We start from the raw sequence: 20,274 nt of genomic DNA, 5'->3' as shown, positions 1-20,274 counted from the left end.
TACATGCACCGTGGATTGCAGGCTCGGTTATCTCGGGCCTGGGTTGCGTGTGGAGATGTCGGATGCGTCGGGCCGTGTCGCGCGCGAAACCAGCGCTGGCTCGAAACCAGAGCGGCAACGTCGTCGTGATCTTCGCCCTGAGCCTGCCGTTGCTGCTCGGCGCCGGCGGGCTCGCGATCGACTACGGCAATGCCGTCCGCATCCGCGCCGTCGCGGCCAGCGTCGCGGACGCGACCGCGCTCCTCGTCGCCAACGCCGATACGGTCGCGGCGGCGGCCGAGGGTTTCCGCCTCGCCAACGCCCAGCTCACGTCCCGCCTCGGCACGGCCAATGCGGCGAACGGCTATCAGATCAACGGCACCTGGATCGACGGCGCGAACTATCGCGTGACCATCTCGACGACGCTTCGGACGAGCCTGCTGCACCTGCTGCCCGGCATGCCGCGCCAGATCACCGTCGCGACCGCGACCACGGTCAACCGCGTCGCCCCCGTCTACGAGACGGCTCCGCCGACGGTGAGCCAGCTGTCTCCCGATGCCGCCGACTACAATCGGATCTACATCTACTGCTATTCGTCTGACCCGGCCCGGCAGGCCTCCGCCGACAAGGGCCGCACGATCCCGGTGCCGATCGCCGACAACGCGACGCCGCCGTCGGACTATTCCAAGTACAAGGCCCCGACCTGCGGCGCCAACGAGGCGCCGTCCTACATGCTGCGGAACGTCCGGAACGGGCGCAGCAACAAGTCCGCCTGGGACGACCCCAATCAAGAGGTGTATCAATACTACACCGATACGATGATCGACACCGGACTGCGCGTTCAGACGATGGGCATGAAGGGCTATCGCGTCAATTCCAACGGCAGCATGACCACGGTCAACATGGTCTCGAACCCGATCCTCGAGACGATCGTCTGCGACAACCTGAGCCAATGCCGGAACAAGTCCAACGGCGGCATCCTGCCGAACAACAACACCACCCATACGCCGGCGACCTCCACCGCGAGCTGCAGCGAAGGGAAGTACATGTATTACGGGTGGGAGGATCGCCCGCCGAGCGCGGGAAGCGATCGCGACTACGACGACATCCGCATCGTCGTCTCCTGCCCGACCACGACGAAAGTCTCCGACAAGAAGCTCCGGATCGTGGAATAGGCGTTGTGTTCATGAACGCCCGCCCGACCCGTGAACCCCCTCCCCTGAGCCCGGGAATGGTCGTCGATGCGATCCGCCATCCTCGTCATCGGCAGCGGAAGGCCGGCCCGGCCCTGCGTCGCTTCCCGGCGGCGCGCGACGGAGCCAGCGCCGTCGAGTTCGCGCTGGTCGCGATGCCGTTCATCGCCCTGCTGGCCATGGTCCTGCAAACGGCCCTGCTGATCTGGGCCTCGCGCGATCTCGACGATGCGCTGCAACGCGCCGGGCGGACGATCTACACGGGAGAATTCCAGACCTCGAACGCGGGCCAGAGCGACGCCGGCACCCTACTCGCCGCCATGAAGACCGCGATCTGCGGCACCACCGCATCGCGCGTCGTCACCGTGTTCGATTGCGACACCCTGAAGCTCGACGTGGCCTTGGGCAGCTCGTTCGCCGGCAGCACGATCCCGACCCCGTTGGACACAAAGACGCGCGACTGGTCCAAGGGCTTCGGCTCGAACTATGCGTGCGCGCAGCCCGGATCGATCGTCGTCGTCACCGCGGCCGTCAAGCAACGCGTCGCGTTCGGCTTCCTCTACGCGAGCCTGCCGAGCTTCGGCGACGGCTCGCGCCTGCTTCAATCCACGGCGGTGTTTCGAACCGAACCCTATGACACGTCTTCCAGCAAGAGCTGCTAGGCCGAGGAACCGGGCGATGCTGCGGACGGCCGATCGGCCGGCATCGTCCTCCGCCTTCGGATCCGATGCCCGCGGCGTCTCGGCGATCGAGTTCGCGCTCGTCCTTCCGATCCTGCTGACGATCTCGCTCGGCATCTCGGAATTCGCGCGTGCGATCGACCATTACCGGAAGGTCACGCTCCTGGCGCGGACGGTCGCGGATCTCACCGCGCAGGGCGACGCCGCGACACCGATGGCGACCGCCACGATGACCGACATCCTGGCCTCGGCCAAGCTCGTCCTCACGCCCTATGCCAGCGGCTCGGCCAGCATCGTGGTCAGCGCGCTCGGCGTGTACGCCGACGGCGGCGGCCAGCGTCCCAAGGTCTGCTCCAGCTACGCCACGAGCAACGGCACGGCCCGCGGGCTCGGGACGGCGGCCGACCTCACCGTTCCCGACGGCTTCCAGATCGGCGGCATGCGCTACGTGCTGGCCGAGGTGAGCGTTCCCTACGCGCCGCTGCTCGGCAGCAACCTGATCCGCTTCGTCGGCGGGGCCAACAACCAGTTCACGTTCAAGGCCAACGTGCCCTGGCCGGTCCGCGGCGGCCAGCCCGCCAAGTCGACCTACAACGAGGTCGTCATGCCCGGCGGCAAAGCCTGCACCTGACGAGGCTTGCACCTGAGCGCGCCTCGCCGATCTGCAAGGCGCGCGACAGCCGGCCCTTCGCGCGGGCGGGACCGCGCGGTCAGGCCCGACCCATGCTGACCGAGAGCATCGCCGGGTCGATGCCGTTGCCGCGCAGCGCCCGGTCGTACTTTCCGGCGAGGTCGGCGTGGAAGATCAGGTCCGGGTCGGCCTGGCAGTTGAGCCAGCCGTTGGCCATGATCTCGCTCTCGAGCTGGCCCGCCTGCCAGCCGGCATAGCCGAGCGCCAGCACGGCGCTGGCCGGCCCGTCCCCCGCCGCGATCGCGCGCAGGATCTCGACGGTGGCGGTGAGGCAGATGCCGTCGTCGATGATCAGCGTCGACTGGTCGATGTGGAAGTCGTCGGTGTGGAGCACGAAGCCGCGCTTGCCCTCGACCGGGCCGCCCATCAGCACCGGCATGTGGCCGACCCGCTCGCGCAGGCGGATCGCGTCGGCCTCGCCCGCCACGTCGAGCTGCACCAGGAGGTCGGGCATCGACAGGTCGGTCACCGGCTTGTTGACGATGATGCCCATCGCGCCGTCGGCGGAGTGCGCGCAGACGTAGATGACGGAGCGGGCGAAGCGCGCATCCGTCATCCCCGGCATCGCCACGAGGAACTGGCCGTCGAGGTAGGCGGGATCGCCGGAATCGGGCATCGGTATCGAAGGCCTGGGCATCCGCGCATGCTACGCTCCGCCCCCCCGATGTCCAGCGGACAAAACGCCGTGCGGGTGTCGCCGGTCACGCGGGCGGGTCGCGCTCCGGCGTCGCCCGGTCCGGCCGCGCTCCCCGCCCTTCGGCGGTCGCCGGCGCCGAAGCGAGCACATGAGCGAGCACGCGCGCACGCAGCTGGGGGTCGTCGATCCTCTGCCACAGGCGAAGCAGCTCCGCCGTGTCGCCGAGCGGGCAGGCGCGCGGGTCGTCGAAGGCGGAGATCGGGATCGCGAGGGACCGGGCGATCTCCGCCAGCCTGGCAGCCGCTCGGCCGGAACCTGCGACGGATTCGGAACCCATGCGCATCACCGATTGAATGATCAGAAATCAGTTTTACAGTCGGCCTTGCGGTCAGCGTAACCGATCTACGTCCGACAAAAACTATCGGATGATGGCACGACAGTTCGATGGTTCCGGGCCGCGCGTCAAACCCGCATCGAGGACGGATGAATTCGCATCGCGATGTCGCGACGACGGTCGATGCCTGCATCGCGGCGCAGGCGGCGGTCGAGGCGGCGGGGACGCCGGAAATGCGGACCCTCGTCCGCATCCTCCTGTTCCGGCCCGGCCGGGAGCTGGCGCGCCTGGAGCGCGCGCGGGCGAAGGCGGTGCGCCGAGGCGCGCGGCCCGAACCGGCGACCGCATCCCGATCCCGCGGCGCCATCCCTGCGATCACCCTTGCGCGCGCCGCCTCGCTCGACAGCCCCCGCGGGCCGCGCTACGTCACCGCCGATCCGAAGCGGCGCGATGCCGCGATGCGCGAGGAACGGTCCAACATGACGATTCAGGTCGGCGATCACCTGCCCCAGGCCACCTTCCGCATCACCGGCCCCGAGGGCCCCCTCGCCAAGACCACGGACGACGTGTTCAAGGGCCGCCGCGTCGTGCTGATCGGCGTGCCGGGCGCCTTCACCCCGAGCTGCCACCGCAACCACCTGCCGGGCTTCGTCAACAACAAGGACGCGATCCTCGCGCGCGGCGTCGACGCCATCGCGGTCACCTCGGTCAACGACGTGTTCGTGCTCGACGCGTGGTCGAAGGCCAGCGGCGCGGAAGGGCTCGAGTTCCTCGCCGACGGCAACGGCGACTTCGCCAAGGGCCTCGGCCTGGAGATGGACGGCAGCGGCTTCGGCCTCGGCATCCGCTCCAAGCGCTACGCGATGCTGGTCGAGGACGGCGTGGTGCGCGTCCTCAACGTCGAGGAATCGCCCTCGAAGGCCGAGACCTCGAGCGCCGAGGCGCTGCTCAAGGTGATCTGATCCCGGCGGGGACGCCCTTGGGAGGGCGCGCCGGCCGAGGCCGGACATGCGCCCTCGAATGGCCACCTTCCCGTTGCGAATTGCGGCCCGATCAACCCCAGGGGCCGCATGTCCTTCCTGCACGAACTGCCGATCGCCGACCTGATCGCCTCCTACGGCTACGTCGCGATCTTCGTCATCATCACCCTGGAGAGCGCCGGCGTGCCGATGCCGGGCGAGACCGTGCTGATCTCCTCGGCCGTCTATGCCGGCAGCACCGGCAACCTCAACATCGCGCTGATCATCGCCGCCGCGGCCGCCGCCGCGATCATCGGCGACAACCTCGGCTACTGGGTCGGCCGGCGCTGGGGCATGCCGCTGCTGCTGCGCTACGGCCGCATGATCGCCCTCGACCACGGCCGGCTCAAGCTCGGGCAGTACCTGTTCCGCGAGCACGGCGGGAAGATCGTGTTCTTCGGCCGCTTCACCGCGATGCTGCGCGCCTACGCGGCGCTGCTCGCCGGGGTGAACCGGCTCGATGCCCGCCGCTTCATGCTGTTCAACGGGCTCGGCGGCCTCGCCTGGGCGACCAGCATGGGGCTGGGCTCCTACTATTGCGGCCGCTCGATCGAGCAGATCGCCGGCCCCGTCGGGCTGGCGCTGCTGGCCCTGGTGATCTTCGGCGGCCTGGCCCTGTGGCTGTTCGTGCGCCGCCACGAGACGCGGCTGCTCGCCGAAGCCGAGCGCGCGATCCCCGGCCCGCTCGCCTGAGCGGCGCGGGTCCTCCCCCCCTCAGCGGCGCGTCTTGAACGGCGCCATCGCGGCCACCGCCAGCGCGTCGACGCGGTTGTTCAGCGGGTCGCTGGCGTGGCCCTTGACCCAGTGCCACTCGACCGTGTGGCGGGTGCGCGCCGCGTCGATGCGGCGCCACAGGTCCTCGTTCTTCACCGGCTTCTTGTCGGCGGTGCGCCAGCCCCGCGCCTTCCAGCCGTGGATCCAGCTGGTGACGCCCTGGCGCAGGTACTGCGAGTCGGTGAACACGTCGACGCGGCAGGGGCGCTTGAGCGTCTCCAGCGCCTCGATCGCGGCGAGCAGCTCCATGCGGTTGTTGGTGGTGTGCGCCTCGCCCCCCGAGATCTCGCGGCGCGTGTCGCCGTAGATCAGGATCGCGCCCCAGCCGCCGGGGCCGGGATTCCCCGAGCAGGCCCCGTCTGTGTAGATCTTGACCCGGGTGGGGGCCGCGTCGGTCGCCGCCTCGCTCATCGCGACCATCCGTAGGCCGAGGCGTCCGCGGCCTGCCGGTGGAAGCTCAGGCGGCGGTCGTACTCGCGCGGGTCCTTCGGCTGCACCAGGGCGCCGGGCGGCACGTTCAGCCAGTCGACCAGCCGCGTCAGCATGAACCGCAGCGCCGCGCCGCGGCACAGGATCGGCAGGGCCTCGATCTCGGCGGCCTCCAGCGGGCGCACCGCCTCGTAGCCGGCGATCAGCGCCGCGCCCATGTCGCGGTGGTAGGTGCCCTCAGGAGAGAAGCACCACGCGTTGAGGCAGATCGCGAGGTCGTAGGCGAAGGCGTCGGTGCAGGCGAAGTAGAAGTCGATCAGCCCCGACAACCCGTCGCCGATGAAGAACACGTTGTCGGTGAAGAGATCCGCGTGGATCACCCCGCCGGGCAGGTTCGCCGGCCAGCGCGCCTCGAGCAGGGCGAGGTCGTCGCGGGTGCGCGCGGCGAGCCCGGGCGCGACGCCGTCGGCCTGGCGCTCGGCCTGGTCGAACAGCCCCCGCCAGGCGCCGACCGAGAGGCTGTTGTCGCGGCGCATGCCGAAATCGGCGCCCGCCGCATGGAGCCGGGCCAGGGCGCGTCCGAGCTCGGCACAGTGATGCGCGGTCGGCGCCTTCACCGAGACCCCGTCGAGGAAGCTGACGATCGCCGCCGGGCGGTCGCACAGGGTGCCGAGCGCCGTGCCGTCGCGGTTGCGGATCGGCTGCGGGCAGGCCAGCCCGCGGCTCGCCAGGTGCTCCATCAGGCCGATGAAGAACGGCAGGTCGCCGGCCCGCACCCGCTTCTCGTACAGGGTGAGGATGTAGGCGCCGCCGGTGGTGTGCAGGAAGAAGTTGGTGTTCTCGACCCCTTCCGCGATGCCCTTGTAGGAGAGCAGCCCGCCGATCTCGTAATCGGCGAGGAAGTCGGTCAGCGCCGCGTCGGATACCTCGGTGTAGACGGCCACGGCGCTTCTTTTCTACGGATCTTCAGATCAATCGGCACGCGACGATGTTCCCCGCCGGCCCGAGCCGGCGAGACGGGCGGGCGATGGCACCCGCCGCCCAAAGTCGCAGAGAACCTACTCGGCGGCTTCGCTGCGCAGCTCGCGCGGCAGCGGGAAGACCATGTCCTCGACCACGGTCTGCACCGTGTCGACCGTCACCGTGTAGCGGGCGGCGAAGGCGTCGATGATCTCCTCGACCAGCACCTCGGGGGCCGAGGCGCCGGCGGTGAGGCCGAGCTTGGTGATGCCCTCGAAGGCGGGCCAGTCGATCTCCTCGGCGCGGAGCACGAGGCGGGTGATCGGGCAGCCGACGCGCTCGGCGACCTCGCGCAGGCGCTGCGAGTTCGAGGAGTTCGAGGAGCCGACGACGATCAGCGCGTCGACCAGCGGCGCGATCTGCTTCACCGCCTCCTGACGGTTGGTGGTGGCGTAGCAGATGTCGTCCTTGTGCGGCCCGGTGATGGTCGGGAACTTCGCCTTCAGGGCCGCGACGATGTGCAGGGTGTCGTCGACCGACAGCGTCGTCTGGGTGACCCAGGCGAGGTTGTTCGGGTTCTCGGGCTCGAGCGCGGCGATCTGCTCGAGGTCCTCGACCAGGGTGATCGAGCCCTTGGGCAGCTGGCCCATGGTGCCGACGACCTCCGGGTGGCCGGAATGGCCGACGAGGAGCACGTGGCGGCCGCGCTTGTGGTGGATCTCGGCCTCGCGGTGGACCTTGGTCACCAGCGGGCAGGTGGCGTCGATGGTGATCAGGCCGCGGGTGTCGGCGTTGGCCGGCACGGTCTTGGCCACGCCGTGGGCGGAGAAGATCACCGGCGCCTCGCCGTCGGGGACCTCGTCGAGCTCGCGCACGAACACCGCGCCTTTGCGCTTCAGGCTCTCGACCACGTACTTGTTGTGCACGATCTCGTGGCGCACGTAGACCGGCGGCCCGTAGATCGCGAGCGCGCGCTCGACCACGTCGATCGCCCGCACCACGCCGGCGCAAAAGCCGCGGGGGGCCGCGAGCAGGATCTCCAGCGGCGGCTTTGCGGCCGTTGCGGTGGCCCCGTCCGAGGCGGTGTCGAGATTCGTGATGGCGCTCATGATCCGGGATGTGGCGAGGAGGGGCCCGCCCTGTCAACCGGGCGGCCGCGGCAAACCCGCCGCGTGGGCACGCGCTATAGCACGTTTGCCGGCGCGGGTGACCCCCGGAACCGGCGTTCGTCGAAGGGTGGGGATTCGGGGGCGCTGCGCGGTTCGCGTCGGGGTTCAGGTCCCGGCGCCGACGAGTCGCGCCTTGGCGGCCGAGGCGAGAAAGCCGGACCGGGTCTCGCCGGCCGAGGCGGCCGCGCGATCGATCCGCTTCAGCAGATTCTCCTCGACCGAGATGTTCACCCGCACGGCGCGCCCGGGGAGGTCGACGTCGAGGACAGCGACGATCGCATCGGCGCTGTCCTCGCGGAACACGCGATCGCGGCGCAGCGCGTCGAGCGAGCGGATGCCGGGGATCGGCTCGCCATCCTCGGCCAGGCCGCCGACATGGAAGGCCAGCATCTCGGCCGCCTTCACGTAGAGCGTGTCGAGGTCGTCCGCGCCGGTGGTGGCGCCGGGGAAATCGGGGAACGAGGCGCCGTAGTTTCCGGCCTCGCCGTGGATCAGCATGACGACACGGGCCATGGGCGGTGCTTCCCGTCGGGCCGACGATCCGGCCTCGTCCTCGAAGGGCGGAGGCGTCACCACGCCCACCCGGCTTGCCGATACACGCTTCGCAGCGGGCCGATCGCCTGCTCGCGCCGACCGGCATCCACCGTCACCCGTCCTGGCTTGGTCGGATGCTTGAGCTGGACATGGTCGCCCGGGCCCTTCCGTGCGATCCCCCATCCGTCGGCTTCGAGGGCGGCCAGCAGGTCGCGGGTCTTCGAGAGGCGGACGCGAGGCGGCATGGCGATCCCGTCCGGGTCGCTCGCTGCGGCCGCAGAGCGGTCGATCCGCGGGCCTGCAAGCCGGATTATAAGCGTCGCCCGTCGTTGCGCAAGCTTGTGTATGGCAAGCGCGCGTGCGGACGGCGCGATCGGCAGCGCGCGCCTGCCGTCCGACCTTCGTGACCGCGCGTCCCGCATCCGGGACGCGACCGCCGCCCCCTCCGGCCCCGCCTCAGGCGGCGCGGAGCGAAGCCAGCATGCGGCTCATCTCGGCGTTGAGGTGCTCGGACTGGCGCGACAGCTCGGTGGCGGAGGTCAGCACCTGCGAGGCCGCGGCGCCGGTCTCGTCGGCCGCCGCCGCGAGCCCGCCGATGTTGGCCGTCACCGCCCCCGTCCCGGAGGCCGCCTCGCCGACGTTGCGCACGATCTCCTGGGTCGCCGCGCCCTGCTCCTCCACCGCCGCCGCGATCGAGGCCGACACCCCGGAGATCTCCCGGATCCGTCCCGCGATCGCGTCGATCGCCGCGACCGCCTGGCGGGTCGAGTCCTGGATCCGCCCGATCTGGCTGCCGATCTCGCCGGTGGCCCGCGCCGTCTGCGCGGCGAGCTCCTTCACCTCGGCCGCTACCACCGCGAAGCCGCGGCCGGCCTCGCCGGCGCGCGCCGCCTCGATCGTGGCGTTCAGGGCGAGCAGGTTGGTCTGCCCGGCGATCGACGAGATCATCGCCACCACGTCGCCGATCCGGGCCGCCGCCTCGCTCAGGTCCTGCACCACGGCCGCCGTCTGCGCCGCCTCGGCCACCGCCCCCTGCGCCAGCGCCGAGGAGCCGCCGACCTGCCGCCTGATCTCCAGCACCGACGAGCCGAGCTCCTCGGCCGCCGCCGCCACCGTGTTGACGTTCGAGGCCGCCTCCTCGGCGGCCATCGCCACCGTCGTCGACTGCGATGCCGTCTGCGTCGCGGTCGCCGTCATGCTCTGCGCCGTCGCCTGCAGCTCGGTCGCCGCCGCGGTCACCGTCGCGACGATGCCGCCGACCGAGCGCTCGAAGGTGTCGGCCATCTGCCGCATCGCGGCCTTGCGCTGCGCCTCCGCGCCGGCCCGCGCCAGGGCGGTCTCGCTCTCCAGCGCCCGCATGCGCAGCAGCGCAGCCTTGAACACCTGCACCGCGTCGGCGATGCGGCCCATCTCGGTGCGCGTGCCCTGGAGCGGGATCGCGGTCTCGAGGTCGCCCTCGGCCAGGGCCTGCATCGGCCGGACGACGCGGTCGATCCCGCGGCCGATGCCGGCGATCAGCAGCACGGCCATCGCGACCGCCAGGGCCAGGGCCGTCCCGAGGGCCGCGACCATCCAGAACCGGGTGCGCGCGACGGATGCCGCGGCGGACGCTTCCGCGCGCGCGGCGCCCTCCGTGTTGAGGGCGATGATCCTCTCCAGGGCGATCGAGGCGTTGCGGCGCGCGCCGATCCCCTTGCTCTGGTAGGCGAGCAGCGCCTCGGCCTTCTCGCCGGCGCGGGAATGGGCGAGGATCGGCGCCTCGGTGGCGGTGAAGGCGCCCCACTCGCGCAGGAAGCTCTCGTACAGCGCCCGCTCCTCGGGCTGCGCGATGCCGCGCGCGTAGGCGGCCATCCCGGTCTCGATCGCCTGGCCGCGCTGGGCGATGTCGCCCTCGATGGCGGCCAGCGCCTTCGGCTCGGTGGTGAGCATGTGCCGCAGCAGGCTGGTGGTGTACCGCCCGGTCAGCGCGTCGAGGGCGCCGGCGTCGCGGACGTTCGGCAGCCACCGCGTCTGCACGTCGACCAGCCGTTCCTCGACCGTCGCGATGCCGGACAGGCCGGCGAGCCCGAGCCCGAGCACGAACAGGGTCAGCGTCGCGAAGGCGGCGACGAGCCGCGTGCGGATCGAAACATTTCTCAGGGACACGCGCGACTCCGGGAATAAAGTCTTCATGGGCTTCGGCGCCCGAACATTTGCTCGCAATAAAGTATAGGTGGCCCGCGTTAAGGAATACAAAAGCGCAACCCCGATCCGTGCCCGACGCCCGGGGGACGGCGTTCCGCGCCGGCCGTTCCGGCGGGCCCGCGCGCCGCCGCGGGCCGGCCGGGTGACGAACGGCACCCGCAAGGCCCTCGCGCCTCCGCGCCGTCCGCGGTAAGGGCAGGACGTCCCGTCCTCGCGATCAGGCGCTTCATGGCGAGCCCGGCCGAACATGCGAGCTTCCTGCCGCCGGTGCTGACGTTCCTGTCGGCGGCGGTGATCGGCGTGCCGATCTTCCGGCTGCTCGGGCAGAGCGCGGTGCTGGGCTACCTCGTCGCCGGGGTGCTGATCGGCCCGTCCGGCCTGTCGCTGATCGCCGAGCCCGAGACGGCGGCGAGCGTCGCCGAGATCGGCGTGGTGCTGCTGCTGTTCATCGTCGGGCTCGAATTGCACCTGTCGCAGCTCGTCTCGATGCGCCGCGACATCTTCGGGCTCGGCACGGCGCAGCTCGTCGTCTGCGCGATCGTGCTCGGGGGCCTCGGCGTGCTGCTCGGCGCGGCGCCCAGCGCCAGCGGCATCATCGGCATCACGCTGGCGCTCTCGGCCACCGCGGTGGCGCTGCAGCTCCTGGAGGAGCGCGGCGACCTCGGCACCGCCTACGGCAGCCGCGCTTTCGCGGTGCTGCTGTTCCAGGACATCGCCGTCGTCGGCATCCTGGCGCTGATGCCGCTCCTGGCATCGGCCGGCGGCGGCAGCGGCGCGCCCTGGCTCGGGGACGCGGCGCTCTCCACCGGCAAGGCGCTGGCGGCGATCGTCGCCGTGGTGCTCGTCGGCCGCTACGGCCTGAACCGCTTCTTCCGCCTGCTCGCCGCGAGCGGCGCCCGCGAGGTGATGACGGCGGCGGCCCTCCTGGTGGTGCTCGGCACCGCGCTGCTGATGGCCGAGGTCGGCCTGTCGATGGCGATGGGCGCGTTCCTGGCCGGCATCCTGCTGTCGGAATCGAACTTCCGCCACCAGCTCGAGGCCGACATCGAGCCGTTCCGCGGCATGCTGCTCGGCCTGTTCTTCATGAGCGTCGGCATGTCGATCGACGGCGGGCTGGTGCGCGCGGTTTGGCCGCTGCTGTTCGGGGCGACCTTCGCGGCGATCCTGGTCAAGGTCGCGCTGGTGGCCGGGCTGTTCCGCCTGTTCGGCTCGACCTGGCTCGACGCGGTGCGCGGCGCCGCGATCCTGGCGCCGGCCGGCGAGTTCGCCTTCGTGCTGCTGCCGCTCGCCGGCTCGCTGGGCTTGACCGACGCCACCGCCACGCGCTTCGCGGTGGCGCTCGCCGCCCTCACCATGCTGATCGGCCCGGTGGCGGCCAAGGGCCTCGACAAGGCGCTCGACCTCGCCCGCGCCCGCCGCGGCGGCGAGGCGCTGCCGGCCACCGACGTGGTCGAGAGCGCCGAGGCCCGCGTCCTGGTGATCGGCTTCGGCCGGTTCGGGCAGATCCTGACGCAGGTGCTGCTCGCCGAGGGCATCGGCGTCACGGTGATCGACAAGGACGTCGAGCAGATCCGCTCGGCCTCGCGCTTCGGCTTCCGGATCTACTACGGCGACGGCACCCGCCTCGACGTGCTGCGCGCCGCCGGCATCGGCCGGGTCGACCTGGTGTGCCTGTGCATCGACGACGCCGAGGCGGCGCTGAAGATCGTCGACATCGTCCACGAGGAGTTCGAGTCGGTCCGCACCTACGTCCGCGCCTACGACCGGATGCACGCCGTCGAGCTGATGAACCGCGACGTCGACTTCCACATCCGCGAGACCGCCGAATCCGCCCTGGTGTTCGGCCGCGCGACGCTGGAGGGCCTCGGGCTGTCCGCCGACGCCGCCGCCGCGCGGGTCGAGGACGTGCGCAAGCGCGACGTCGCCCGCCTCGTGCTGCAGCAGGCCGGGGCGCTCCCCGAGGGCGGCGGCTGGCTGCGCGGCATCGGCGTGCCCGAGATGAAGCCGGAGCCGCTCACCGCCCCGCAGCGCCCGGCCCGCGCGCTCTCGGCCGAGACCCGCGACATTATCGGCAACGACCGCCGCGAGGCCGCCGGCCGCATGCTCGACCGGCCGCCGGTCGACACCGCCGAGCGCGAGGCCGAGCGCGAGGCCGAGGCGGCGGCGCAGGCGGAGGCGGACGCCCAGGCCGCGCGCGCGATCCGCACGCCGGCGATGGAGGTCCAGAGCGGTGAGCGGTGAGGCGGACGCCGCCCTTCCCCCTCCCCCTGAAGCGGGGAAGGGTCCCCCCCGCAGCAGGGGGAGAGAGCGGAGCGCGTCGTCCGGAGACGGCGCTCCCCTCTCACGGCCCTCGCCGACGCAAGACCCTCCCTCCCCCGCTTCGGGGGGAGGGAAGACCGTGCCACCCGATGCCGGCCGCTTCGTCACCGGCTCGATCCTGCGCCACGTGGTGGTGATGAGCGCCACCGGCTCGATCGGCCTGATGGCGGTGTTCGTCGTCGACCTGCTGTCGCTGCTCTACGTGTCGAAGCTCGGCGACACCGACCTCACCGCCGCGGTCGGCTTCGCCGCGATCGTCCAGTTCTTCGCCATCGCCATCAACATCGGCCTGATGATCGCCGCCGGCGCCCTGGTCAGCCGCGCGATCGGCGCCGGCGACCGGGACGGCGCGCGGCGGATCGCGACCTCGTCGACGCTGCTCGGGCTCGCCGCCTCCGCCCTCCTCGTGGCGCTGCTGCTGCCGCTGTCGGACCCGCTGCTGCGGGCGATCGGCGCGGAGGGCGAGACGCTGACCGTGGCCGAGCGCTTCCTCTGGATCGCCCTGCCCTCGAACGTGCTGATGGGCCCGGGGATGATGTTCTCCGGGCTGCTGCGCGCGGTCGGCGCCGCGCGCCAGGCGATGTTCGTGACGCTCGGCGGCGCGCTGGTGACGGTGGGGCTCGATCCGCTGCTGATCTTCGGGGCCGGGCTCGGGGTCGACGGGGCGGCGATCACCACCTGCGTGGCGCGCGCCACCTTCGCGCTGATCGGCTGGCACGGGGTGCGCCAGCACCGGATGCTGGCGCCCGCGAGCCTCGCGGCGACGGTCGCCGACGCGCCGCTGGTGTTCCGGATCGCGCTGCCGGCGGTGCTCACCAACCTCGCGCCGTCTGTGGCGAGCGCCTTCCTCGCCCACGTGCTGGCCCGCTACGGCGCGGTGGCGGTGGCGGCCAACGTGGTGATCGACCGGCTCACCCCGGTGGCCTTCGGCGGCCTGTTCGCCCTGTCGGGCTCGATCGGCCCGATCCTCGGCCAGAACTGGGGCGCCCGCCGCTTCGACCGGATGCGCGGCGTGCTCCGCGACGGCGCGCTCGTGACCTTCCTCTACGTGGCGGTGGTGTGGGCCGCCCTGGTGCTCGCCCGCGGCCCGCTGATGCGGCTGTTCGCGCTCGACGGGGTCGCCGCCGACCTGTTCGGCTTCTTCTGCCTCGTCAGCGGCGGGGTATGGTTCTTCAACGGCCTGCTGTTCCTGGCCAACGCCGCGTTCAACAACCTCGGCTTCCCGTTCCGCTCGACCCTGCTCAACTGGGGCCGGGCGACGCTGGGCACGATGCCGCCGGCGCTCGCGGGCGCCGCCCTGTACGGGCCGCGCGGGGTTCTCGCCGGCGTCGGCATCGGCTCGCTCGCCTTCGGGCTGGCCGGCATCCTAATGGCCGCCCGCACGGTCACGCTGCTCGAGCGCGACGTCGTGGTGCCGGCGCGCGCGCCCGATCCCGAGGCGAGCGTCGCCGCCGGCCCGGCCCATGGCGGCGCGCTGGTGTAGCGCGCCGCGTCGCGTCGGCGGGCGCGACGTCCCGGGCATCCCGGCCGCGACGCGATCCCCGGTGGATGCGCGGCACCGATCGCGCCGGGACGAGACCGAACGTTGGCCGGCAACTGGCCAGCGGCGTCGATAAGGGTCTAGACTTGGAACGCGCGGCCCGCGATGCGGTTTTCCGCGCGGCGAACAGACCAAGGCCGCGTGATGTTCAACCCGCTCGACATGCTTCAGGCCCAGAACGGCGCCGGGATGCAGAGTGTGGCCCAGCAGTTCGGCCTCACCCCCGAGCAGACGCGCCGGGCGATGGAGGCCCTGATGCCGGCCTTCGCGCTCGGGCTGCAGCGCAGCGCCGTCCCTGACCCGACCGGCCTGTCGCAGATATTCGGGCTGGCCGGCGCCCGCCCCGCCGCGAGCCCGGCACCCAGCCCGGCCGAGACCATGCTCGGGCAGATGTTCGGCTCGCCGGCCCTCACCCAGGCGATCCTGCAGCAGGCCTCCTCGGCCAGCGGCGTCGGCTCGCAGGTGCTGCGCCAGATGCTGCCGATGATGGCCGGAGCGGTGGTCGCGAGCATCGTCCACATGCTGCTGAACCAGCAGGCTCCGGAGGCCAAGGCGGCGCCCGCCCCGGCGCCCTCGCCGTTCGCGGTCGCGCCGGGCTGGGCCGAGATGATGAAGGCGTTCGTCCCGGCGCAGGCCGCGCCGGAGGCGCAGAAGCAGGCCGCCAGGCCCCCGGTCTCGAAGCCCCAGGTCTCGAAGCCCGCACCGAAGCCGGAACCCGATGCCGCCGGCGGCATGTTCCAGCAGATGCTGAAGACCGGCGCCGAGGTTCAGGAACAGAACGTCAAGGCGATGCAGGGCCTGTTCGAGGCGTTCTGGGCCGAGGCCGACCCCGCCAAGGCGGCCGCGGCCAAGCCCTCGGGCACGACGCCGAACGCCGACCCCGCCTCGGAGCCGGACGCGTCGCACCGGTCGCGCAAGGGTCGGCCGGGGACGCGCTGAGGTTGGTCAGTTCTGGCTGACCGCGTTTCCGATGGTCTGGTAGACGGTGCTGACCTTGGACGCGTAGAGGCGCAGGCTGCCGACGATGGCCAGGAAGACCAGCCCCGAGATCAGGGCGTACTCGATGCTCGTCGCGCCGCGCGCGTCGGCGGCGAAGCGGCGCTTCGGCGGCACGGCTCCGGCCCCTTTCGACAGTTCGACGGCCGTCCTCGACATCGATGATCGCCTTCCTCGGCCGAACCGGCACACGGCGACCCTACCCGCGCGACCTTGAGGATGTTTTAACTCGATCGGCGACGGGCGACGGTCGCGGCATCCGCCGAAGCAGGATCCGTGCGACCGGCCGTTTTGCGGGTCCCCTCCCCCGCTTGCGGCGAGAGGGGATGGGCGCTCGGGCGACCCGTCGGGAGCGGGCCCCGCGGGCGCCTTCGCTCCGCTCAGCCGTGGCCGGCTTCCTTGCGCAGGGCGTCGATGCGCTTGGAGGCCTCGGCCTTGTCGATGTCGGGATCGAACGCCTCGGGCTCCTTGGTCTCCTCCGACAGGGTCTTGAGATAGGAGGCCTGCGCACCGGTCATCGGCTCGCCGCCGGTGGTCCACTGGTCGGGATCCTTGATCTGGTTCGACACGTCCTTCGGGTCGGTCTTCGGGTTCTCGTTCGAAGCGGACTTCGTGTCGGACTTCGAATCGGACTTCGCCGTGGTCTTGGCAGCGGCCTTGGTCATCGGGCACTCACGCGTTCATGGAATGTTCCGTCAGAACGCGGCCCGCATCCCCGAGGTTCCCCGCCGGCCGGAACCGGCGGGGGATAAGACGCCTCAGGCCGCGCGCGCCTGCGGCTGCACCTCGGCGAGGTAGTCGTCCATCAGCGTCCGGGTGATCGCGCCCGGCGCGAACCGGTAGGGCCCGATCTCGGAGACCGGGGTGACCTCGGCGGCCGAGCCGGTGATGAAGCATTCCGAGAAGTCGGCCATCTCCTCGGGGCGGATGCGGCGCTCGGTGACCGCGAAGCCGCGGCGGCGGGCCAGCTCGATCACCGTCTGCCGGGTGATGCCGTTGAGGAAGCGGTCGGCGGTGGGGGTGTGGATCGCCCCGTCGCGGATGAAGAACACGTTGGCGCCGGTGCACTCGGCGACGTTGTCCTCGAAGTCGAGCATCAGCGCGTCGGCATAGCCCTTGTTCTCGGCCCGGTGCTTGGAGATCGTGCAGATCATGTACAGGCCCGCCGCCTTCGAGGCGCAGGGGGCGGTGCGGGGGTCGGGCCGGCGATACTCGGCGATGTCGAGGCGGATGCCCTTCATCTTGGTGGCGGCGTCGAAGTAGCTCGGCCATTCCCAGGCGGCGATCGCCAGGTGGATGGTGTTGCCCTGGGCCGAGACGCCCATCATCTCCGAGCCGCGCCAGGCGACCGGGCGGAGATACGCGTCCTGCAGGCCGCTGACCTTGAGCACGGCCTCCTTAGCCGCGACGATCTCGGCGGCCGAATACGGCACCGCGAAGTCGAGCAGCTCGGCGGAGCGGCGCAGGCGCTCGGCATGGGCGAGGCTCTTGAAGATCACCCCGCCATAGGCGCGCTCGCCCTCGAACACCGACGAGCCGTAATGCAGCCCGTGGCTCAGCACGTGGATCTTGGCGTCCCGCCACGGCACCATGGCGCCGTCGAACCAGATGGTGCCCTCGCGCTCGTCGAACGGGATCACGGACATGGGAACGTCTTCCTGGAAATCGTCGCGGCCCGCGCAACCTGCGGGCCCTTCGGCGGGGACGATGTCGATGGGCGCGCATGCGGGCGGCGCCGGCGGGGTTGACGGGTACCAACCGGCCTGGAATATGTCAACGACACTGACGTATATCGCGCGCACGCTCCTGTTCCCATCCTCTCCGCTCCGACGTCCTTCGCGCCGACGTTCGTCTCCTCTCCCGCCCTTCGCGCCGCAACCGGACCCGGGCCGCACGTGACATCTCCCGCCCTCCGCGAACGCAAGGACGCCGCCGAGCCGGCCGCCGCCTGCAGCAGCGACGACCTGATCGAGCTCCTGTTCTTCGCCTATCGCGACTTCGTCGGCGATCCGGACCGGATCCTGGCCGAGTACGGCTTCGGCCGGGCGCACCACCGGGTGCTGCACTTCGTCGACCGCTATCCCGGCCTGACCATCGCCGAATTGCTCGACATCCTGCGCATCACCAAGCAGAGCCTCAACCGGGTGCTGAAGGACCTGATCGGCCAGGGCTACATCGCCCAGCGGCCCGGCACCCAGGACCGGCGCCAGCGCCTGCTCACCTGCACGCCGAGCGGCGCGGCGCTGGCCGCCGACCTCACCCGCGTGCAGGCGCGGCGGCTGGCCCGCGCGCTGGCCTCGCCGGAGGATGCGGCCGCCCCCGAGAGCTTCCTGATGGCGATGATCGAGCCCGACGAGCGCGCGGTGGTGCGCCGCCTGATGGCCCGCCGCGGCGGCGGGGCCGCCTGATGGCCGCCCATGCCCGCACCGAGCTCTCCGACGGGGCGCCGCACGTCCTCGTGGTCGACGACGACCGGCGCCTGCGCGAGCTGCTCGCCCGCTACCTCGCCGAGCAGGGGTTCCGCGTCACCGCCGCCGCGAGCGCGGCCGAGGCGCGGGCCAAGGCGCAGAGCCTGGTCTTCGACGCGATGGTGCTCGACGTGATGATGCCGGGCGAGGACGGCTTCGCCTATGCGCGCAGCGTGCGCGAGACCTCGCGCGTGCCGATCCTGATGCTCACCGCCCGCTCCAACCCGAACGACCGGGTGATGGGCCTCGAGATCGGCGCCGACGACTACCTGCCGAAGCCGTTCGAGCCGCGCGAGCTGACGCTCCGGCTCACCAACATCATCAACCGGGCGTCGGGCCCGCGCCGCGACACCGGCACAGGCGACGTGGTGACCTTCGGGCCGTTCTCCTACCGGATCGAGCGCGGGGAGCTGCGCCGCGAGGACGAGATGATCCGCATCACCGAGCGCGAGCGCGAGATCCTGACGATCCTGGCCGGCGCCCACGGCGCCAACGTCGAGCGCGAGGTGCTGGCCGGAGGCGGAGGGCTCGCCGCCGAGCGCACCATCGACGTGCAGATCAACCGCCTGCGCCGCAAGACCGAGGTCGACCCGGCCAACCCCACCTTCTTGCAGACCGTGCGCGGGGTGGGGTATCGGCTCGCGGTGGATTGAGGGACGATGGCGCCCCTCAGATCTCGATCTCGGTCCCCACCTCCACCACCTGCCGCGTCGGCAGCCCGAAATGGGCGCCGGTGCGCTCGGCGTTGCGCTTCATGAAGGCGTAGAGGCCCTCGCGCCAGCTGTGCATGCCGGGGTTGGTCGGCGACGGGATGATGGCCTCGTGGCCGACGAAGTAGGTGATGTCCTCCACGAACTCCGCCGGCAGCAGGCCGCTCGCTACCGCGCATTGCAGCCCTTCGGGAATCGAGGCCGTCTGCATGAAGCCGTAATGCAGCACCACGCGCTCCATCCCGGGCGTGTATTTCGAGATCGCCTTGCGGATGCCCGAAGCCACGAGCGTCACCTCCGCGCGCTGCGACGCCGGCACGATCGGCTCCTCCTCGTAGATCACGGTGATCAGGAGGATGCGCTCGTGCAGGCAGCGGCTGCGCTCGACCAGGCGCCCGAGCGCCATCGGGATGCCCTCGCTCGCCGCCGAGAGGAAGGCGGCGGTGCCGGGCAGCGTCACCGGCGGGTGCGAGGCGAGGCGGGCGAGGAAGGCGTCCTCCTTCTGCCGCAGCGGCTCGCGCACCGCCTCCAGCACCCGGTTGCCCTTCATCCAGGTCAGCATCAGGAAGGCGACCGAGAAGGCCAGCACCAGCGGGAACCAGCCGCCCTCGAGGAGCTTCGCGCTGTTGGCCGCCAGGAACACCAGGTCGATGGCGAGGAAGAAGCCGTTGACCGCGAGCACCGCGGCGAGGCCGTAGCCCCAGCGCAGCGCGATCAGCGCGGCGAGCAGCGTGGTGATGCCCATCAGCGCCGAGACGGCGATGCCGTAGGCGCCGGCCAGCGCATCGGAAGAGCCGAACAGCACCACCGCGACGAGGGTGGCGAGCGCCAGGAGCCAGTTCACCGCCGGCACGTAGATCTGCCCGCGCTCGTGCTTGTCGGTGTGGACCACCCGCATCGCCGGCATGAAGCCGAGCTGGATCGCCTGCTGCGTCAGAGAATACACCCCCGAGATCACCGCCTGCGAGGCGATGACGGTGGCCATGGTGGCGAGCGCCACGAGGGGATAGTGCGCCCAGTCCGGCGCGAGCCGGTAGAACGGGTTCTCGATCGCGTCCGGCTCGGCGATGAGCAGCGCGCCCTGCCCGCAATAGTGGATCAGCAGCGCCGGCAGCACGAGGCCGAACCACGCGGTGCGGATCGCCGGCGCCCCGAAATGCCCGAGATCGGCATACATCGCCTCGCCGCCGGTGACCGCGAGGAAGGCCGCGCCGAGCATCAGGAACGAGACGTGCCAGCCGGCATGGACCAGGAAGTCGACCGCCCGCCACGGGTTGACCGCCGCCAGGATCTGCGGCGCGTGCCAGATGCTCGGGATCGCCAGCAGCACCAGGACGGAGAACCACACCAGCATCACCGGGCCGAACACCCGGCCGATCACCGCCACGCCCTGCCGCTGGACCAGGAACAGCCCGATCAGGATCAAAATCGTCAGCGGGACGACGAAGGGGCTCAGCACCGGCGCGTCGACCTTCAGGCCCTCGATCGCCGACAGCACCGAGATCGCCGGGGTGATCGCGCCGTCGCCGTAGAGAAGCGCCGCGCCGACGAGCCCGACCACCAGCAGCAGCGCCTGCCAGGTGCCGGCCTTGGCGTGGCGGGCGCCGAGCAGCGCCAGCATCGCGACGATGCCGCCCTCGCCGCGGTTGTCGGCGCGC

Annotated in this window: 22 protein-coding genes; 10 read left to right on the top strand and 12 right to left on the bottom strand. The window is 71.5% G+C overall.

What is annotated here, in order from left to right; translation table 11 throughout:
* Positions 1–62 precede the first annotated feature (62 nt).
* Genes MKK64_RS00870 through MKK64_RS00860 form a run of 3 tightly spaced genes read left to right on the top strand, consistent with a single transcriptional unit; the run spans position 63 to position 2,483 of the window.
* Positions 63–1,154: a pilus assembly protein TadG-related protein gene (locus MKK64_RS00870; RefSeq protein WP_243931833.1), complete on the top strand. Its 1,092-nt coding sequence runs from the start codon at positions 63–65 to the stop codon at positions 1,152–1,154.
* Between the two features lie 56 nt (positions 1,155–1,210).
* Positions 1,211–1,834, top strand: a complete 624-nt coding sequence (locus MKK64_RS00865; protein ID WP_147843510.1) for a TadE/TadG family type IV pilus assembly protein — start codon at positions 1,211–1,213, stop codon at positions 1,832–1,834.
* Between the two features lie 16 nt (positions 1,835–1,850).
* Positions 1,851–2,483: a TadE/TadG family type IV pilus assembly protein gene (locus tag MKK64_RS00860; RefSeq protein WP_147729037.1), complete on the top strand. Its 633-nt coding sequence runs from the start codon at positions 1,851–1,853 to the stop codon at positions 2,481–2,483.
* Between the two features lie 79 nt (positions 2,484–2,562).
* Here the strand turns inward: MKK64_RS00860 and MKK64_RS00855 are convergent, their stop codons facing one another.
* Both MKK64_RS00855 and MKK64_RS00850 read right to left on the bottom strand, forming a co-directional pair.
* Positions 2,563–3,180, bottom strand: coding sequence for a YqgE/AlgH family protein (locus MKK64_RS00855; RefSeq protein WP_243931831.1), 618 nt, complete (start codon positions 3,178–3,180; stop codon positions 2,563–2,565).
* Between the two features lie 64 nt (positions 3,181–3,244).
* Positions 3,245–3,517 carry a hypothetical protein gene (locus tag MKK64_RS00850; RefSeq protein WP_243931829.1) on the bottom strand — a complete coding sequence of 91 codons (273 nt, stop codon included), beginning with the start codon at positions 3,515–3,517 and terminating at the stop codon, positions 3,245–3,247.
* A 476-nt stretch (positions 3,518–3,993) separates the two neighbouring features.
* Between MKK64_RS00850 and MKK64_RS00845 the strand changes: the two genes are divergently transcribed.
* Together MKK64_RS00845 and MKK64_RS00840 are read left to right on the top strand one after the other, a co-directional pair.
* Positions 3,994–4,476 (top strand): peroxiredoxin, encoded by a 483-nt coding sequence (locus tag MKK64_RS00845; protein ID WP_147728447.1) that lies wholly within the window; start codon positions 3,994–3,996, stop codon positions 4,474–4,476.
* A 108-nt stretch (positions 4,477–4,584) separates the two neighbouring features.
* Positions 4,585–5,226, top strand: coding sequence for a DedA family protein (locus tag MKK64_RS00840; protein WP_147728441.1), 642 nt, complete (start codon positions 4,585–4,587; stop codon positions 5,224–5,226).
* A gap of 21 nt (positions 5,227–5,247) precedes the next feature.
* Here the strand turns inward: MKK64_RS00840 and rnhA are convergent, their stop codons facing one another.
* From rnhA to MKK64_RS00810, 6 genes are all read right to left on the bottom strand, one after another.
* Positions 5,248–5,718, bottom strand: coding sequence for a ribonuclease HI (rnhA, locus tag MKK64_RS00835; RefSeq protein WP_147728442.1), 471 nt, complete (start codon positions 5,716–5,718; stop codon positions 5,248–5,250).
* Entirely contained in the window at positions 5,715–6,680 is a 966-nt protein-coding gene (locus MKK64_RS00830) for a homoserine kinase (protein ID WP_147728443.1), read from the bottom strand. Before MKK64_RS00830 ends, rnhA begins: the two co-directional genes overlap by 4 nt.
* Positions 6,681–6,794: 114 nt before the next feature.
* Entirely contained in the window at positions 6,795–7,805 is a 1,011-nt protein-coding gene (gene ispH / locus MKK64_RS00825) for a 4-hydroxy-3-methylbut-2-enyl diphosphate reductase (RefSeq protein WP_243931827.1), read from the bottom strand.
* A gap of 165 nt (positions 7,806–7,970) precedes the next feature.
* Positions 7,971–8,378: a type II toxin-antitoxin system HicB family antitoxin gene (locus MKK64_RS00820; protein ID WP_243931825.1), complete on the bottom strand. Its 408-nt coding sequence runs from the start codon at positions 8,376–8,378 to the stop codon at positions 7,971–7,973.
* Positions 8,379–8,434: 56 nt separating this feature from the next.
* Entirely contained in the window at positions 8,435–8,644 is a 210-nt protein-coding gene (locus MKK64_RS00815; protein WP_243931823.1) for a type II toxin-antitoxin system HicA family toxin, read from the bottom strand.
* A 211-nt stretch (positions 8,645–8,855) separates the two neighbouring features.
* Positions 8,856–10,544 carry a methyl-accepting chemotaxis protein gene (locus MKK64_RS00810; RefSeq protein ID WP_243931821.1) on the bottom strand — a complete coding sequence of 563 codons (1,689 nt, stop codon included), beginning with the start codon at positions 10,542–10,544 and terminating at the stop codon, positions 8,856–8,858.
* Positions 10,545–10,811: 267 nt separating this feature from the next.
* Between MKK64_RS00810 and MKK64_RS00805 the strand changes: the two genes are divergently transcribed.
* The 3 genes from MKK64_RS00805 (at position 10,812) to MKK64_RS00795 (ending at position 15,381) form a co-directional block, all read left to right on the top strand.
* A complete protein-coding gene (locus tag MKK64_RS00805; protein WP_147859476.1) occupies positions 10,812–12,824 on the top strand; it encodes a monovalent cation:proton antiporter-2 (CPA2) family protein in 2,013 nt (670 codons plus the stop codon).
* 214 nt (positions 12,825–13,038) lie between these two features.
* Complete coding sequence (locus tag MKK64_RS00800) at positions 13,039–14,385, top strand: MATE family efflux transporter (RefSeq protein WP_243931850.1); 1,347 nt, start codon at positions 13,039–13,041, stop codon at positions 14,383–14,385.
* 201 nt (positions 14,386–14,586) lie between these two features.
* Positions 14,587–15,381: a DUF937 domain-containing protein gene (locus MKK64_RS00795; protein ID WP_243931848.1), complete on the top strand. Its 795-nt coding sequence runs from the start codon at positions 14,587–14,589 to the stop codon at positions 15,379–15,381.
* Positions 15,382–15,387: 6 nt separating this feature from the next.
* Here the strand turns inward: MKK64_RS00795 and MKK64_RS00790 are convergent, their stop codons facing one another.
* From MKK64_RS00790 to MKK64_RS00780, 3 genes are all read right to left on the bottom strand, one after another.
* Complete coding sequence (locus MKK64_RS00790) at positions 15,388–15,597, bottom strand: Flp family type IVb pilin (protein WP_147728602.1); 210 nt, start codon at positions 15,595–15,597, stop codon at positions 15,388–15,390.
* Between the two features lie 221 nt (positions 15,598–15,818).
* Complete coding sequence (locus MKK64_RS00785) at positions 15,819–16,103, bottom strand: DUF3072 domain-containing protein (RefSeq protein WP_243931820.1); 285 nt, start codon at positions 16,101–16,103, stop codon at positions 15,819–15,821.
* Positions 16,104–16,196: 93 nt separating this feature from the next.
* Complete coding sequence (locus MKK64_RS00780) at positions 16,197–17,084, bottom strand: branched-chain amino acid aminotransferase (protein WP_243931818.1); 888 nt, start codon at positions 17,082–17,084, stop codon at positions 16,197–16,199.
* A gap of 249 nt (positions 17,085–17,333) precedes the next feature.
* Between MKK64_RS00780 and MKK64_RS00775 the strand changes: the two genes are divergently transcribed.
* Together MKK64_RS00775 and MKK64_RS00770 are read left to right on the top strand one after the other, a co-directional pair.
* Complete coding sequence (locus MKK64_RS00775; RefSeq protein WP_147859478.1) at positions 17,334–17,846, top strand: MarR family winged helix-turn-helix transcriptional regulator; 513 nt, start codon at positions 17,334–17,336, stop codon at positions 17,844–17,846.
* On the top strand, positions 17,846–18,559 hold the full coding sequence (locus tag MKK64_RS00770) for a response regulator (RefSeq protein ID WP_147729183.1): 714 nt from the start codon (positions 17,846–17,848) through the stop codon (positions 18,557–18,559). The genes MKK64_RS00775 and MKK64_RS00770 overlap by 1 nt, the downstream gene beginning before the upstream one ends.
* 16 nt (positions 18,560–18,575) lie before the next feature.
* On the opposite strand, the gene MKK64_RS00765 is transcribed toward MKK64_RS00770, so the two are convergent.
* Positions 18,576–20,274: potassium transporter Kup (locus MKK64_RS00765; protein ID WP_243931816.1), on the bottom strand; the 1,699-nt coding region annotated here is incomplete at its 5' end.

The organism is Methylobacterium sp. E-025 (assembly GCF_022829705.1).
In the GTDB taxonomy this organism is placed as follows: Bacteria; Pseudomonadota; Alphaproteobacteria; order Rhizobiales; family Beijerinckiaceae; genus Methylobacterium.
This window is presented reverse-complemented; position numbering and strand designations above follow the sequence as displayed.